The organism is Microbacterium hydrocarbonoxydans, assembly GCF_900105205.1.
GTDB lineage: Bacteria > Actinomycetota > Actinomycetes > Actinomycetales > Microbacteriaceae > Microbacterium > Microbacterium hydrocarbonoxydans.
Window position 1 is genome coordinate 962,544 of sequence record NZ_FNSQ01000005.1, and the last position, 15,038, is coordinate 977,581.

The following is a 15,038-nucleotide window of genomic DNA, read 5'->3' on the forward strand; positions in this document are numbered from 1 at the left end:
ATCAGCTGCTGCGACGGATCGCCCGCACACCGACCGCGAGCCCGACGACGGCCACGGCCAGCGCCGAGAGCCAGCCCCACAGCACGGTGATGTCGCCGAGGTCGCCCGCGAACAGCGCGCGCTCGGCCTGGACGACCCAGTTGACCGGGTTCACCGAGGCGACCGCCCGCATCCAGGCTGGGCCGTCGTCGAGGGGGAGGAGCATGCCCGAGAGGATCAGCAGCGGGAAGATCAGCGACTGCTGGACTCCCCAGAACAGCCACTCGCGATCCTTGGTGGCGAGTGCGAGCGAGTACGACAGCGAGCCGAGCCCGACACCGAAGACGGCCAGCAGGGCGAGTCCGATGAGCAGTCCGGGCAGGTTGATCGCGAAGCCGAACGGCCAGGCGATCAGCACGATGACGAGCGCCTGCACCACGATGGGCGCGATCTCCTTGAGCGCACGGCCGACGAGCAGCGACGAGCGGGCGAGCGGGGCGACGAGGGTCCGCTCATGTGATCCGGTCATCATCTCGTATTGGAGGTTCGAGCCGGTGGCGCCGGTGCCGAACAGCACGATCATCACCAGCACCCCTGGCACGAACCAGGCGAGGGTCTCGCCCGCGGGCTGACCGGATCCGCCGATCAGCAGCGGTGCGAACAGGCCGAGGAAGACCAGCGGCTGCAGCAGGCTGAAGATCAGGGTGAAGGGGTCGCGCAGCACCGGCCGGAGCTCGCGGGTGAGGACGTTTCTGGTGTCGCGCACGAGATTCGGGCGCACGAGCGTGTCGGTCATGAGAGGGCTCCTGTCTGGGCGGCGGTCTTGTCGGTCGCGACGGGGTCGGCGTCGCCGGCGGCGTCGGTGTCGGATGCGTCCGCTCCGCCCTCGCCCGCTTCGCGCAGCGTGCGACCGGTCAGCGCGAGGAAGACGTCGTCCAGGGTGGGTGGGACACCGGTGGCCCGACGGACGAGGATGCCCGCGGCATCCAGCTCCCGGACGACCACCGGAAGCAGGCGATCGCCGTCCGGCACGGCGAGGGAGAGCGAGTCGCCGTCCAGCGACACCTCGGCCGTGCTGAGGCGGGCGACGACAGGGCGGGCGTTCACGGCATCCGCCTCGCTCGCGAAGCCGAACGTGAGCACGTCGCCGGCGAGGGTGGCCTTGAGGGAGGCGGCATCGTCGTCGGCGATGATCCTGCCCTTGTCCATGACCATGACGCGCTCGGCGTACCGATCTGCCTCCTCGAGGTAGTGGGTCGTCAGGAAGACCGTCGTCCCGTGCTGGGTGCGCAGGTCGAGGATGTGCTCCCACAGGTTCGCCCTGCTCTGCGGATCGAGTCCGGTCGAGGGCTCGTCGAGGAAGATCAGCGGCGGGGCGTGCATGAGTCCGAGCGCGATGTCGAGTCGCCGCTTCTGGCCTCCGCTCAGCTGCTGGACCGACCGCGTCGCGAACGACGCGAGGTCGAGCGATTCGATCAGCTCGTCGGCACGACGGATGCTGTCGCGCCGCGTCATGCCGTAGAAGGCGCCCTGACTGAGCAGTTCGTCGCGCACCCGCTGCGAGAAGCTGCCGCTGGTGAGCTGGCCGACGTACCCGATGCGCGCGCGGACGCCTGCGGAGTCCGTGCGGATGTCCTGGCCGACCACGCGAGCGGTGCCGGAGGTGGGCGGGATCAGTGTGGTCAGCATCCGCAGGCTCGTGGACTTGCCGGCGCCGTTCGGGCCGAGGAAGGCGACGAGCTCGCCGCGGACCGCGGTGAAGGAGAGGTCGGTGACCGCGTCGACCGACTTCTTCTTGACGGTGAAGACCTTGGTCAGGCCCTCCGATTCGATGATGTGTTCGTGGGACATGAGGCGAGCGTAGGAAGGAACCAGGACAGATCCTGTCCGCGATGTCTGCCAATCTGGAGGCATGTCCGACACCACCACTCGCGCTCTCGCACTGCTCAACCTGCTGCAGACGCATCGGCACTGGCCGGGCGCCGAGCTCGCGACACGTCTCGGCGTCACCGAGCGGACTGTGCGGCGCGATGTCGACCGACTCCGGGAGCTCGGCTACCGGGTCGAGTCGATCCCGGGTGCCGCAGGTGGATATCGGCTGGAGGCGGGCAGCGCCGTGCCCCCGCTGCTGCTCACCGATGACGAGGCGGTGACCATGGCGATCGGATTGCGTGTCGCGGCGACGCAGCAGTTGGTCGGCGGACCCGAGGTGACCCTCACCGCCCTCGCGAAGCTCGAGCAGGTGCTCCCGTCGCCGTTGCGCCGCCGTGTCAACGCGCTCGCGGCTTCCGTGCAGTCCCCTCGTATGGGCGACGGGCCGGTCGTGTCGCCCGTCGTGCTGGGAGAGATCGCGCTCGCCACGCGCGACCAGGAGCGCCTGCGTCTGCGCTACGTCGACCGAGAGGGCTCCGAGAGCACGCGCCGGGTGGAGCCGCATGCGCTGGCCCCGTCTGGGCGCAAGTGGTTCCTGCTGTGCTGGGATCTCGACCGCGACGATTGGCGGACGTTCCGCGTCGACCGCATCGAGGCCGTCGAGCACACCAGGGTGCTGTTCGACCGCCGCCCCCTCACACCGGAGGAGATCGACGAGCGTGTGCTCATCGCCGCCTCATGGTCGCCGCAGAAGATCGAAGCGGATGCCGTGATGGAGCTTCCCTTCCCCGCCATGCAGGAGATCTTCGGGCCCTGGTCCGACGGTGCGACGCCGGACGGCGAGACCCGCACGCGCTGGCCCTTCGGCGGCTCGGACTGGCGGGAGGCGATGTACGCGCTGCTGTGGATCCCCGAAGGGGTCGAGTACACGACGACGTTCCCGGAACCGGAGCGCACCGCGCTCAGGGAAGCGCTGGGTCGGCTGCAGAGGGCGCTCGACGCACCGCCGTCGTCACGTCCGTGAGGACACCCGGCCGATGAGCGACGGCGCGTTCGGATCGTCCCAGCGCTGGAAGGTCTGCACCCACCAGAACGCGGCGAACAGCGCCAGCGCCACGGCCTCGCCGATCAGCACGACGGGAGTCTCGCCGAACACCTGCCGGAACAGCAGAGCGGCCACGAGCACCACGAGGTCGACGATGAGCAGGCCGGCGATCCAGCGGTAGATCGCGCGCTGGCGCGGCGAGGGCGGTGTCTCGCCCGGCTCCACCGGACCGCCGGCGTGCAGGATCGGAACGGCGGCGAAGACGCCGAAGAACAGCAGGGTCGCGGCGAAATGGATGCTGCCCACGGGCCAGAGGTTGAACGGGAAACCGTCCTTCAGGGCGGGGGAGAAGGCGAGTACGGTCACGGTGCCCGCGGTGACGAGCGCGATGATCGACACCAGTGTCGCCGACCGGGCACTGCCGCGGGCGGCGACTCCCGCGGTGTCGCGCGTGCGGGGGTGGCGACGGATCACGGCCATCGTGACGACCACGACGACGACCACCACGGTGTAGACGGCGATCCCGGCCTTGGCGCCGCCCACGTACTCGGTCGGGATGCATTCCGAGGCCGTCGGGCATGGGATCTCGCCGACCGCGCGGGTGTCGGCGATTCCTGTGGGCACGATCGCGATGAGCGGTGCGAAGATCGCACAGATGTCGAGCAGGGTCGTCGATCGACTGCGACCCGAGAGCGCGAGCAGGGCGATGGATGCCGCCATCAGCGTCCCGACGAAGACGTCGCGCGCCGGCGTGTAGAAGGCGTGGCTGATCGAGGAGAGCGGGCGCCAGCCGAACAGCAGCGGCTCCCACGACACGACGATGCTCTGCAGGGCGACGCTGAGAAGCAACGTGAACACGATCAGCACCAGCGACAGGCGCAGGTAGCGGTGGGTCTTCAGGCTGGTGGGGGCGAGGTCCTCAGCGACGGCCATGAGGCGACCGTACACCGCACGGACGACAGGGGCGGATGCCGAACCGATGGCCGTGCGGATGACGCCGCGTGACGGCATCCGTCATCTCGGGACTCACTGTGTCAACCCCCGCAACGTTCCTGGCCTTCCGGTCGGCCGGCCGGTAGCGTCGGTCTCATCGCGGCGATCCGGGCGGTCCCGGGCCACAGTTCATACCTGATGGCGTTGCGGGTTCGACTCCCGCCGTCGCGTCCACTTGCTCCCGTCAGGCGCCGCCCTCGGCGATCCGCGCCTCGATCGGGGCCCACCCGCCCTCGAGCACCGTGAAGCCGGCCTCGAGGATGCCGAGCGGGTCGTCGCTCTCGTTCACGAGCAGCTGCATCTGCAGCACGAATCGTGAGTACACGCGGATCTCAGGGGTCGCCTCGCTCAGTCCGAGCTCGTGCGCGATCGCGTCCGAGAGGGCGTCCTCGTGCCGCAGCCACATCTTCGCGGCGTACTCGCGCAGAGCGGGCGTCTCGTTGAGGAAGCGGGCGAAGACCCGCGACACGTCCTGGCCGTGCTCGGCGAGGTTCTCGCGGACTTCGGCGGTGTAGAAGTCGTGGATCGCCCGATTGACCGTGACGCCTGGCGCGCGGCCGCTGACCGCCGATACCAGTCGGTCGCGCTGCTCGTCGTCCTCGTCGAAGACGAGCGCCTCCTTCTGGGCGAAGTGCGCGAACACGGTCGTGGGGGAGACATCGGCGGCATCCGCCACCTCCCGGATGCTGACGTTGTCGAAGCCGCGCTCGAGGAACATCATCGTCGCGACATCCGAGATCGCCTTGCGGGTAGCGGCCTTCTTGCGTTCACGGCGTCCGAGTGGCACGGCATTCGTCATGCCCACCACCATATCGCGGATCCGATCCAGAACTGGTTTGACAACAAAACTGGTATTGATACAGTTTTGGAGTGACTTCACTTATAAACCCGCCTGCGCGCAGCGAAAAGCGCGCCTGGACCATGCTCATCGTCCTGACGATGCTCACCGTCGTCGGCATGACCGTCGTCCTCCCTGTCCTTCCCTTCGTCGTCCTGCAGTACGTGTCGCACGAGGGCGAACTCGCGCTCTGGGTCGGCGTCCTCGAGGCGATCAACGGCCTGTGCGCCTTCCTGGTCGCGCCGTTCCTCGGCCGCCTCTCCGACCGCTTCGGCCGACGGCCCGTCATCATCGGAGCCGCCTTCGGCGCCGCGTTCGCGATGGCGCTGTTCGGCATCGGAGGAGCGATCTGGGTGCTCGTCCTGGCTCGCGTGATCCAGGGGCTCACCGCCGGAGACCTTCCGGCGCTGTTCGCCTACCTTGCCGACATCACCCCACCCGAGAAGCGCGCGCAGCGGTTCGGCCTCCTCGGCGCCCTCTCCGGCATCGGCATGATGATCGGCCCTGCGATCGGCGGCCTGCTCGCGGCCGTGAGCCTGCAGCTCCCCGTCTTCCTCACCGCGGCCGTCGCGCTGACGATCGCCATCCTCAGCATCTTCCTGCTGCCCGAGAGCCTTGCGCCCGAGAACCGGATCGCGCGCATCTCGCTGCGTGAGATCCAGCCTTTCGGCGTCTTCCGGGAGGCCTTCCGGCGCACGGAGCTCCGAGGCCTGCTCATCGGATTCGCCCTGCTCGCCCTGCCGTTCGGATTCTTCGTCAACAACTTCAGCGTCCTCGCGCTGGATTCGATCCAGTGGGGTCCGACGCAGATCGGCCTCCTCACGGCGGCGGTCGGCATCATCGACATCGTCATCCAGGGAGTGCTGCTGGGCATCCTGCTGCCTCGCATCGGCGAGCGCGGCGTCATCATCAGCGGAATCGTCGCCCAGACGATCGGACTCACCGGCCTCGCACTGGTCGCCTCGGTCTTCACCCAGCCGTGGGTGTTCATCCTCGGCGCGCTGATGCTCGCCGCAGGGCAGGGCGCGGCCACGGCTGCCATGGACGGCGCGATGTCGAACGCCGTGGGTGCCGACGAGCAGGGATGGCTCGGCGGAGTCACCCAGTCGCTCAATGCGGCGATGAACACGGCCGCTCCGCTGATCGCCGGGGCGCTGTACGTTACCGTCAGCCATGCGGCACCGTACTGGCTCGGTGTCGCGCTGATGATCGTCGCGGTCCTCGTCGTCTCCCGTGCGCACATCGCGAACACCGCGAAGGCGGGGGCTCGAGAGTCGGGCGCTGACGCCGCGACCGGCGACACCGCGCCGGCGGCAGCAGAAGCTCGCAGCTGACCGGCGTCCGCCGCATCGGGGATGATGGATCCATGGCCGCCCCTCATCGCCCCGGACTGCGGATCTCGTCGGGTCTGACGATCCCCGAGGCCGAGCTCTCGTGGCGGTTCTCGCGGTCGTCCGGCCCGGGCGGGCAGGGCGTCAACACGGCCGACTCGCGGGTCGAGCTGCTCTGGGATGCGGCGGGGAGCTCCGCGCTCACCCCGCACCAGCGCGAGCGCATCCTCGATCGCCTCGGCGGCCGACTGGTGAACGGCGTGCTGACGATCGCCGCGTCCGAGCACCGCGCGCAGCTGCGCAACCGGGATGCGGCGCGGGAGCGGCTCGCCTCCCTGGTCGCCGAGGCGCTCCGGCCGCCGTCGCCGACGCGCCGACCGACGAAGCCGAGTCGTGGCTCGACGGAGCGGCGGTTGAAGGCGAAGCAGCGACGCACCGACGTCAAGCAGCTCCGCAAGCCTCCGCGCGAGGGCTGAGATCGGATGCGGGTGCCTGGGCAGCGGGTCTTCCTGCTCAGCGTAGTGACCGGCGGGCGACTTCCGGCGTGCTGCGCCGGGGGACGTGATGATTCCACGCCCAGCGGAAGCCCACACCCCCGAAGGTCATGAAGCCTGCCGCGAGCAGCACGCCCGCGATCGAGCCGAAGGTGACCGCGGCCGCGAAATCTCCCCCGCCGGCGATGATCGCCGACCCGACGAGGAGACCCACGACGCACGCGTTCACGACGATCAGCAGCATCACCGAGCTGCCGAGAAGGATGCTCACGCCGCGCGGTCGCAGGAAGGAGTAGGTGCGCTTCATGCCCGGTTCGTCGTCGAACGGCGACGCGAGGAACACCTCCTCCACGACCGGATCCAGGTCGACGTACGCGCCGCGGATGCGGTTCATCGCGACGACGTACATCATGTCCTCCTCCGAGACGTTCATCACCCGCACCTGCGTCATGAAGCCGATGAGGGAGAGGAAGGCGAGGATCGCGAGCGAGGCGCCGCCGAACCACCCGCGGAAGTCGGACGCCTGCCCGAGGAGCCCGATCGTCACGAGGCCTGCGGAGACCAGGGTCAGGAAGATCGTGATCCGCGACAGCACCTCGCTCTGTGCCGTGCTGCGGGCGGCGAGCAGGCCCCAGTGCTCGGTCGCGAGCAGCTGGGCGCGCCGCCCCAGCGCCGCATCCGATTCGCTCGGTGGCGGTGTGCTCTCGTCATCGGATGCCGGGGGCTGCCCACGTCCGGGGGTGGGGTGCTCCAGCGAAGAGCCGTCGCTCATATCGGTATTGTGCTCCTCGCGGCGCCGCGCCGATACGGCCTGTCTCGACGGCGATCTTCCGCGCTCGCCGCAGCAGCGCTGTCGCTCGACAGCGATCCGGCGTTGGATGGACGTATGCCGCTCGCTCCCTCGTCCGCCGCCGCTCGTCCGCCTCGTCGCGCGGTCCTCGCCGCGGCATCCGTCCTCGCCCTGATGGCTCTGGCCTCGTGCTCCACCGAGCCGACCGCCACATCAGTGCCGGCGCCGGAGTCGTTCGTCGAGGGCCTCGACGTGCCGTGGTCGATCGCGTTCCACGACGGTGTGGCTCTCGTCAGCGAGCGCGACAGCGGCCGCGTGCTCGAGATCGCCGAGGACGGCGAAACGCGCGAGGTGGGGATCATCGACGGCGTCACGCCGGGAGGCGAGGGAGGTCTGCTCGGGCTCGCCGTGCACGACGGGGAGGTGTACTCGTACTCCACCGCGCGCAGCGGGAATCGCGTGGAGCGCCGACCGCTCTCCGGTGCCCCGGGGGATCTGTCGCTCGGCGCCGCCACCACGGTGATCGACGGCATCCCCGCCGCCGGGAACCACAACGGGGGTCGGATCGCCTTCGGCCCTGACGGGATGCTGTACGTCACCACCGGCGATGCCGGAGACCGGGAGAGCGCGCAGGACCTCGATTCACTCGGCGGGAAGATTCTCCGGCTCACTCCCACGGGCGGGATCCCCGACGACAACCCGTTCGAAGGGTCACCCGTCTACAGCTACGGGCATCGCAACCCGCAGGGCATCGCCTGGGATGCGGAGGGCAGGATGTTCGCGACCGAGTTCGGACAGGACACCTGGGACGAGCTCAACGTCATCGAGCCCGGTGGCGACTACGGCTGGCCCGCAGTGGAGGGCATCGCGGAGGACAGCGCGTTCATCGATCCCGTGCAGCAGTGGCGGCCGGACGCAGCGAGTCCGAGTGGCATGGCGGTGACCGGGTCCGACATCGTGATCGCGAACCTGCGCGGCGAGCGCCTGCGCATCGTGCCGCTCGACGACCTGACCGCGAGCACGGAGCAGTTCACGGGGGAGTTCGGACGACTCCGAGACGTCGTCGTCGGTGCCGGCGGCACGTTCTGGATCCTCACGAACAACACCGACGGGCGGGGCAGTCCCGCCGAGGGGGACGACCGCATCCTCCGCCTCGGCCGGGACTGAGCAGCGCTCAGCTCAGCAGACGCCTCAGAACCCGTCGACTCCGGTGGCCGTGACCGACAGCGCCCAGAGGCGCTCTGCCGCCTCGGGATCGATCGCCCACTCCTTCACCCCGCCGGTGGTCATGTCGCTGTGCTCGGGCGGGACGATCCCCTTGATCGAGCAGTCTTCGCAGTACGCCCCGCTGCGAGGCGCGAGCTCGGCGGCGGTCGCCGCCCAGAGACCGGTCGACGCTCCCTGCTCCGGCGTCTTGAAGCGCGGGTTCGGGGTGCCGTCCTCGTCGATCCAGCCGCGCGAGAGCAGCTCCTCCCGGGGGACGTGCCGCTGCAGCTCGGTCATGATCCCTCCGGGATGCACGGAGAATGCGAGGATGCCGCGTTTCGCTCCCCGCCGTGCGAGTCCGATCGCGAACAGGGCGTTGGCGGTCTTCGACTGCCCGTAGGCGACCCAGGGGTCGTACGGCGTCGTGGCGAAGTCGATGTCGTCGAAGCGCACCGGCGAGCGGAAGTGGCCGCCGGAGGAATAGGAGATCACCCGGGCGCCGTCGGACAGCAGGTCGGCGACCCCGCCGACGAGCGCGAAGTGGCCGAGATGGTTGGTGCCGAACTGGGATTCGAACCCCTGAGCGGTGTGCGCGAACGGAGTGGCCATGATCCCGGCGACGTTGAGGACCAGGTCGATCGGCCGACCGTCGTCCCGCACGGATCGGGTGAACGCCGCGACCGAGTCGAGGTCGCCGAGGTCGGCGGCCCTGACCTCGACGTCGGCGATCCCCGTCAGAGCCTGCTGTGCCACCTCCTGCCGACGGGCCGGGACGATCACGTGCACGCCGGCATCCGCCAGTGCTCGCACCGTCTCGAGACCGAGACCGGAGTATCCGCCGGTGACGATCGCGGTTCTGCCGGCGAGGTCCGTGCCCGCGATCACCTCGGCGGCGGTCGAGCGGTATCCGAACGGCGAGGCGAGCGGCTGCTGACGGGCGATCATGTCGAGAGGAGCTGTCATGATCCGACCGTACGATCTAGAGTGCACTCGAAGTCAAGGAGGCCACGGATGGACGAACCGATCGATGCCGCACGCACCTACAGCATCGGCGAACTCGCCCGGCTGGCCGGTGTCTCCGTGCACACGCTGCGGTGGTACGAGTCCGAGGGGCTCTTCCCGCGCGACGTGCCACGCACGCCCGGTGGACGCCGGGAGTACGCCCACGACTCTCTCGCGTGGCTCGCTCTGCTCGGGCGGCTGCGCGAGTCGGGGGCCCCGATCGCGGTGCTGCGCGACTATGCAGCGCTCGTCCGTGCCGGCAGCGGGAACGAGACGGACAGGCTCGCTCTGCTGCGTGCCCACGAGCGCTCGCTCGACGCGCAGATCGAGACGCTGATCGCCTGCCGCGAGGTGATCCGCGGCAAGAGCCTGGCGTACCAGGACGCGCTGGTGGCTCGGGGGATCGATCCGTTCGGTGCGGCGGGATCGGCCGTCGACGAGGGTGTGGACGGCGTGGTGGCCGCCGCCGGCTGAGTCTCAGTCGTTCACGCCGAGCCGGAGCGCCCTGGCCCGCCTACACTGGAGAGGTGGCGAGACTGTTGATCGTGGGCGGCTTCCTGGCCGCCATCTTCTGGGTGTACAGCATCGTCGACTGCGCGGTGCAGCCGGCGACGCGGCACCGCGGCGTGCCCAAGGCCGCCTGGATCGCCATCGTCGTCATCATCCCCGTCATCGGCGGCATCCTCTGGTTCACGATCGGCCGCCGTCGAGCGAACGACTCCAGCGGCGAGATCCGGCTCATCGCTCCCGACGACGACCCCCAGTTCCTCCGCAGCATCAGCAAGAGCGAGCAGGATGCCCGCATCCGTCGGCTCGAGGAGGAGCTCGCCCGCCTCGAGGACGAGACCGACGACGGAACCACGCACGACGGCACCACGCCGGATCCGCGTCCGTGACGGCATCCCCGGCGACGGATGCCGCGGCATCCCTGATCGCAGACCTCATCGGCCACGGGGTGCGCGACCTCGTGCTCTCACCGGGGTCGCGATCGCAGGCACTCGCACTCGCCGCTGTGCATGCGGCGAATGAGGGGGCGCTGCGTCTGCACGTGCGCATCGACGAGCGCGTCGCCGGATTCACCGCCCTCGGCCTCTCGCGGGAGACCGGGGTACCCGCTGCGGTGCTCTGCACGTCTGGCACGGCGGCGGCGAACCTCCTCCCTGCCGCCATGGAGGCCTTCCACTCCGGCATCCCCCTGCTGCTGCTCACCGCCGATCGTCCGCCGGAGCTCCGCGGGGTCGGGGCGAACCAGGCGACCTCTCAGCCAGGGATGTTCGGCCTCTGGGTGCGGGAGCAGATCGACGCTCCGGTACCGGGCGAGGCCGACTGGTCGGGTCTCGCCGCTCGTGCCGTCGCGGTCGCTCTGGGCGCGGATGCGCCTTACGGGTTGCCCGGTGTGCGCGGCCCGGTGCATCTGAACCTGCCGTCCCGCGAGCCGCTGTCCGGTGACTTCCCCGTGCTCCCGCTCGTACCAGGCGAGCCCCCCAGCACGAGCGCCGCCGAGCCGCTCGTGCTCTCCCGCGGACCTCGGACCGTCGTCATCGCCGGGGCGGATGCCGGAGCGGATGCCGAGGAGATCGCCCACGTCGGCTCCTGGCCGCTCATCGCAGAGATCGTGAGCGGCGCCCGGTTCGGGCGTCAGATCGTGCACGGCTATCGCGCGCTGCTCGACGACGACGAGCTCGGCGGTCGAATCGAGCGCGCGGTCGTGCTCGGTCACCCGACGCTGAGTCGTGAAGTGGCCCGACTGCTCTCGCGTACCGACGTCGACGTGATCGCGCTGCGGCGGGGCGGCGAGGAGCTGAATCTCAACGGTCGCACCACGCCGACGGCATCCGTCTCCGTGGCTCCCGGACCGGCGGACCGCGAGTGGCTCGGGGCATGGATGGTGGCGTCGGCTGCGCAGGTGGTCGACCTCAGCGAACGCGCTCCGGACACCGAGGGGCTCGCCTCCAGCGACTTCACTGCGCGGCGCGACGCCGTCAACGCCGAGCTGGACGCCGTGCGCCGCCCGCTGAATCGCGCCCTCCTCGTCGACGCCGTGTGGCGAGCGACCTGGCCGCACGATCGCCTCATGTTCGGCTCGTCGAGGCTCGTCCGCGTGGCGGACGCTCTGCTCGGCGGCAAGAAGGTGCCGGTGCACGCCAACCGCGGCCTCGCCGGAATCGACGGGACGATCGCCACCGCGACGGGGATCGCACTCGCGAGTCAGGCGTCCGGCGCGCCGGGCGTGACCCGAGTGCTGCTCGGCGACCTCGCGTTCCTGCACGACGTCGGCGCCCTGCTGCTGCCGCCGGACGAAGCGGAGCCGCGGCTCCAGGTCATCGTCGGCAACGACGGCGGTGGCACGATCTTCGACGGTCTCGAGGTGGGGGAGACAGCGGCGCGGGCCGACCTCGACCGCGCGTTCTACACGCCGCACACCGTGCGCCTCGAGCAGCTGGCCCTCGCCTACGGGTGGGAGTATCACCGCGTCACCACGCGCACCGCGCTCGATCAGGCACTGACGACGCCCGCCGCCGGCCGCCAGCTGATCGAGGTTCCGCTCGACCGCTGATCCCGCCACTGCCGCCGTCGGGGTGCGCGGTGGCAGGATGAACGCATGACAGCGCATGAGTGGGCCAAGATTCTCCGGGTCGGCGAGGGATTCCAGCTCTCGGAGGTGGACCCGCGGAGCACCCCCGGGTACTCCGGGGTGAAGGCCGACGGGAAGCGCGACCTCCAGGTGGGGCTCGACGAGCTGAACGAGCTGCAGGAGCGGCTGTTCGCGGAGAGCCGCGTCGGGGTCGCCCAGGACTCGGTGCTGCTGATCCTGCAGGCGATGGATTCGGCCGGCAAGGGCGGGATCGTGCGTCACGTCGTCGGAGGGGTCGATCCGCAGGGCGTGGCGCTCACCGCGTTCAAGGCACCCACCGAGGAGGAGCGCCGGCACGACTTCCTGTGGCGGATCGAGCGGCGACTTCCCGAGCCCGGCTTCATCGGCGTCTTCGACCGTTCGCACTACGAGGACGTGCTGATCGGGCGGGTGCGATCGCTGGCGTCGGCCGAGGAGATCGAGCGCCGTTATGACGCGATCAATGCCTTCGAAGCCGAGGTCGCAGCCGCGGGGACGAGGATCGTGAAGGTGATGCTGCACATCTCGCCGGAGGAGCAGAAGGCGAGGCTGATGGAGCGGCTCGAGCGGCCGGACAAACACTGGAAGTACAACCCCGGCGACGTCGACGAGCGGATGCTGTGGGACCAATACATGGCCGCATATCAGACGGTGTTCGAGCGGACCTCGACCGCTCAGGCGCCCTGGCACGTGGTGCCGGCCGATCACAAGTGGTTCGCCCGCCTCGCTGTGCAGGAACTGCTGCTCGACGCGCTGCAGCAGATCGATCCGCAGTGGCCGGCCGCCGACTTCGACGTCGAGGCCGAGAAGAAGCGCCTCGCCGCGAGCTGAACGGTCGAGTCGCGTTCACGATTCAGCATGAGCGCGGTCGAGGAGACCAGAAGCGGCCACGCGAGCCAACTCGCCCATATCCATGCTGAATCGTGAACGCGACGGGGCCGAGACTCAGGCGAGCGCGTCGACCAGCGGGCGGAACTTCACCCGTGTCTCGAGGAGTTCCGATTCCGGATCCGAGCCCGCCACGATCCCCGCACCGGCGTAGGCGGTGACGGCGATGTCCTGCGCGGCGGGGGAGAACTGCGCGCAGCGCAGTGCGATCGCCCATTCGCCGTTGCCGTCCGCATCGACCCAGCCGACCGGTCCTGCATAGCGTCCGCGGTCGAACGGCTCGAGCTCCCGAATGGCGGCGATCGCCGCTGCGGTCGGAGTGCCGGCCACGGCAGCGGTCGGATGCAGCGCGCCGATGAGGTCGAGAGCGGAGCCGCCGTCGGCCAGCTCCCCCTCGACGTCGGTGGCCAGATGGAAGAGGTTGGGCAGCTTCAGCAGGAACGGCTGCTCGCTCGCCGCGAGCGCCCTCGTGTGCGGGCGGAGCGAGGCGAGCACGCTCTGCACGGCGTACTCGTGCTCATCCAGATCCTTGGTGCTGGAGGCCAGATGAGCGGATGCCGCGGTGTCGGCGTCCGCATCCGCGCCGCGGCCGATCGTGCCGGCCAGCACGCGGGCCGTGACCGTGCGCTGCTGTACGGTCACGAGCGTCTCGGGGCTCGCGCCGATCAGTCCGTCGACCGCGAATGCCCAGGTGTCGGGGTAACCGGTCGACAGCGCCCGCACCAGCCGCCGCAGATCGGAGCCGGCAGGGATGCTGCCAGTGAGGTCTCGGGCGAGCACGACCTTGCTCAGCTCGCCGTCCGAGATGCGTCCGAGCGCGCGGCGGACCGAGTCCTGGTAGCGCTGCGGGCTCTGCGCCCCGGGGCCGACGGTGCCCGCCCAGTGCGGACCGTAGGGTCGGACTTCGGGAACGGCGGTCGGGACCGCGGTGGCGTGGGTGGCTGCGGGCGCGCGGCGGATGCGGGTCATCCAGCTGCGTCCGCGGTGTCGGCCGATCACGAGCGCCGGCAGGAGCAGGATGCTGTCGGCCGCGGAGGACTCGTCGAACGTCAGCGCGCCGAAGGCGACCAGGCCGGTGCCGGGCAGGGCCAGCGGGTCATCGATCTCCGCGCCGTCGGCCAGGTCGCGCCATGCCGCCGCGATCGTCGCGGAGCGAAGCGACTCTGCACCCGCTGACACGCGGATCGTCTCGACGACGTCATCGCCCACGGCGACGATCCCGTCCCCCCGTCGCAGCCACGCGAGGGGCCGTGCCGGATCGGCGAAGGCCAGGAGATCCTCGATCGGATCGATCTCACGGGTCTCGACGACCAGCCTGCTGCTCACGCCTCCAGCCTAGTTCGTCGATGATCCGGCACGTCCCAGGCGGTGCCTAGGCTGTGTCCATGAACGAGGCGCGGCCGGCCCCCGGCACCGAGATGGTCTTCCAGTGGCGCAAATGGGACGGTTCCGAGCATTGGCGGCATGAGTGCGTCTACCTCGGATCCGACGAGTGGGGCGACTGGATCGGTCAGCCGGTGGGCTGGCGCAGCGCCCGCCCCGGGGCGTCCTTCGTCGCGGCGGGGCCGAACGTGACCCTCGTGCCGAGACAGACGGACTTCGCGCTGACCGTGAACCGCAACCATCCGAAGGGCATGCGGATATACATCGACCTCGGATGGGACGTCCGCTGGTCGGATGACCCGTTGCTCGCGGTGGGCATCGACATGGACCTCGACGTCGTGCGGGTCGAGGGGGAGCGCGGCACCTGGGTGGACGACCGTGACGAGTGGGCGGAGCACAGCGCGCAGCACGCCTATCCCGCAGCTGTCATGCGCACGCTCGAGGACCTCGCTCTCGACCTCGAGCAGCGCGTGCGCGATCAGGTCGCCCCGTTCGACGATGCCACCGCAGATCCGTGGCTCGACCGCCTCGAGGCGCTGCAGCTCGCGCCTAGACTGGACTCGTGACCCCGAACGAAGCAAACCGCGCCGACCTCGGCAAGGA

The 15,038-nt window shown here is 70.0% G+C and carries 16 protein-coding genes and 1 tRNA gene; 10 read left to right on the forward strand and 7 right to left on the reverse strand.

The genetic code is table 11. The features are described 5' to 3' along the window. Position 1: 1 nt before the first annotated feature. A complete protein-coding gene (locus BLW44_RS04865) occupies positions 2 to 775 on the reverse strand; it encodes an ABC transporter permease (protein ID WP_060928670.1) in 774 nt (257 codons plus the stop codon). Next, positions 772 to 1,830 (reverse strand): ABC transporter ATP-binding protein, encoded by a 1,059-nt coding sequence (locus tag BLW44_RS04870; protein ID WP_060928671.1) that lies wholly within the window; start codon positions 1,828 to 1,830, stop codon positions 772 to 774. The genes BLW44_RS04865 and BLW44_RS04870 overlap by 4 nt, the downstream gene beginning before the upstream one ends. A 61-nt stretch (positions 1,831 to 1,891) precedes the next feature. Between BLW44_RS04870 and BLW44_RS04875 the strand changes: the two genes are divergently transcribed. Continuing rightward, entirely contained in the window at positions 1,892 to 2,875 is a 984-nt protein-coding gene (locus BLW44_RS04875) for a helix-turn-helix transcriptional regulator (protein WP_060928672.1), read from the forward strand. On the opposite strand, the gene BLW44_RS04880 is transcribed toward BLW44_RS04875, so the two are convergent. Then, positions 2,864 to 3,829, reverse strand: a complete 966-nt coding sequence (locus BLW44_RS04880; protein WP_074732031.1) for a hypothetical protein — start codon at positions 3,827 to 3,829, stop codon at positions 2,864 to 2,866. The two genes, BLW44_RS04875 and BLW44_RS04880, sit on opposite strands and share 12 nt — an antisense overlap. Positions 3,830 to 3,987: 158 nt before the next feature. Here BLW44_RS04880 and BLW44_RS17965 point away from each other — a divergent pair. Then, positions 3,988 to 4,063 (forward strand) — tRNA-Met (locus BLW44_RS17965). 10 nt (positions 4,064 to 4,073) lie between these two features. Here the strand turns inward: BLW44_RS17965 and BLW44_RS04885 are convergent. Further along, the gene (locus BLW44_RS04885) at positions 4,074 to 4,688 is read right to left on the reverse strand and encodes a TetR/AcrR family transcriptional regulator (RefSeq protein WP_060928677.1); all 615 of its coding nucleotides are present in this window, start codon (positions 4,686 to 4,688) and stop codon (positions 4,074 to 4,076) included. 71 nt (positions 4,689 to 4,759) lie between these two features. Here BLW44_RS04885 and BLW44_RS04890 point away from each other — a divergent pair, with 71 nt between their 5' ends. Both BLW44_RS04890 and arfB read left to right on the forward strand, forming a co-directional pair. Next, the gene (locus BLW44_RS04890) at positions 4,760 to 6,061 is read left to right on the forward strand and encodes an MFS transporter (protein ID WP_245647488.1); all 1,302 of its coding nucleotides are present in this window, start codon (positions 4,760 to 4,762) and stop codon (positions 6,059 to 6,061) included. Positions 6,062 to 6,093: 32 nt separating this feature from the next. After that, positions 6,094 to 6,534: an alternative ribosome rescue aminoacyl-tRNA hydrolase ArfB gene (arfB, locus tag BLW44_RS04895; protein WP_074731609.1), complete on the forward strand. Its 441-nt coding sequence runs from the start codon at positions 6,094 to 6,096 to the stop codon at positions 6,532 to 6,534. Positions 6,535 to 6,571: 37 nt separating this feature from the next. On the opposite strand, the gene BLW44_RS04900 is transcribed toward arfB, so the two are convergent. Beyond that, positions 6,572 to 7,324 carry a hypothetical protein gene (locus BLW44_RS04900; protein WP_060927256.1) on the reverse strand — a complete coding sequence of 251 codons (753 nt, stop codon included), beginning with the start codon at positions 7,322 to 7,324 and terminating at the stop codon, positions 6,572 to 6,574. A 114-nt stretch (positions 7,325 to 7,438) separates the two neighbouring features. Between BLW44_RS04900 and BLW44_RS04905 the strand changes: the two genes are divergently transcribed. Then, positions 7,439 to 8,509 (forward strand): PQQ-dependent sugar dehydrogenase, encoded by a 1,071-nt coding sequence (locus tag BLW44_RS04905; RefSeq protein ID WP_074731611.1) that lies wholly within the window; start codon positions 7,439 to 7,441, stop codon positions 8,507 to 8,509. A 24-nt stretch (positions 8,510 to 8,533) separates the two neighbouring features. Here the strand turns inward: BLW44_RS04905 and BLW44_RS04910 are convergent, their stop codons facing one another. Then, complete coding sequence (locus BLW44_RS04910) at positions 8,534 to 9,511, reverse strand: oxidoreductase (RefSeq protein ID WP_060927255.1); 978 nt, start codon at positions 9,509 to 9,511, stop codon at positions 8,534 to 8,536. 48 nt (positions 9,512 to 9,559) lie between these two features. On the opposite strand from BLW44_RS04910, the gene BLW44_RS04915 reads away from it, so the two are divergent. The 4 genes from BLW44_RS04915 to BLW44_RS04930 are packed head-to-tail and all read left to right on the forward strand — an operon-like array spanning position 9,560 to position 12,995. Next, positions 9,560 to 10,024, forward strand: a complete 465-nt coding sequence (locus BLW44_RS04915; protein WP_074731614.1) for a MerR family transcriptional regulator — start codon at positions 9,560 to 9,562, stop codon at positions 10,022 to 10,024. 53 nt (positions 10,025 to 10,077) lie between these two features. Further along, positions 10,078 to 10,446 carry a PLDc N-terminal domain-containing protein gene (locus BLW44_RS04920; RefSeq protein WP_060927254.1) on the forward strand — a complete coding sequence of 123 codons (369 nt, stop codon included), beginning with the start codon at positions 10,078 to 10,080 and terminating at the stop codon, positions 10,444 to 10,446. Then, complete coding sequence (gene menD / locus BLW44_RS04925; RefSeq protein ID WP_060927253.1) at positions 10,443 to 12,107, forward strand: 2-succinyl-5-enolpyruvyl-6-hydroxy-3-cyclohexene-1-carboxylic-acid synthase; 1,665 nt, start codon at positions 10,443 to 10,445, stop codon at positions 12,105 to 12,107. The genes BLW44_RS04920 and menD overlap by 4 nt, the downstream gene beginning before the upstream one ends. A 45-nt stretch (positions 12,108 to 12,152) precedes the next feature. Next, positions 12,153 to 12,995, forward strand: coding sequence for a polyphosphate kinase 2 family protein (locus tag BLW44_RS04930; RefSeq protein WP_060927252.1), 843 nt, complete (start codon positions 12,153 to 12,155; stop codon positions 12,993 to 12,995). 114 nt (positions 12,996 to 13,109) lie between these two features. Here BLW44_RS04930 and BLW44_RS04935 read toward each other — a convergent pair whose 3' ends face one another. After that, positions 13,110 to 14,378, reverse strand: coding sequence for an isochorismate synthase (locus BLW44_RS04935; RefSeq protein ID WP_060927251.1), 1,269 nt, complete (start codon positions 14,376 to 14,378; stop codon positions 13,110 to 13,112). A 59-nt stretch (positions 14,379 to 14,437) separates the two neighbouring features. Between BLW44_RS04935 and BLW44_RS04940 the strand changes: the two genes are divergently transcribed. Continuing rightward, the gene (locus BLW44_RS04940; RefSeq protein WP_060927250.1) at positions 14,438 to 15,001 is read left to right on the forward strand and encodes a DUF402 domain-containing protein; all 564 of its coding nucleotides are present in this window, start codon (positions 14,438 to 14,440) and stop codon (positions 14,999 to 15,001) included. The last annotated feature ends 37 nt before the right edge of the window (positions 15,002 to 15,038 follow it).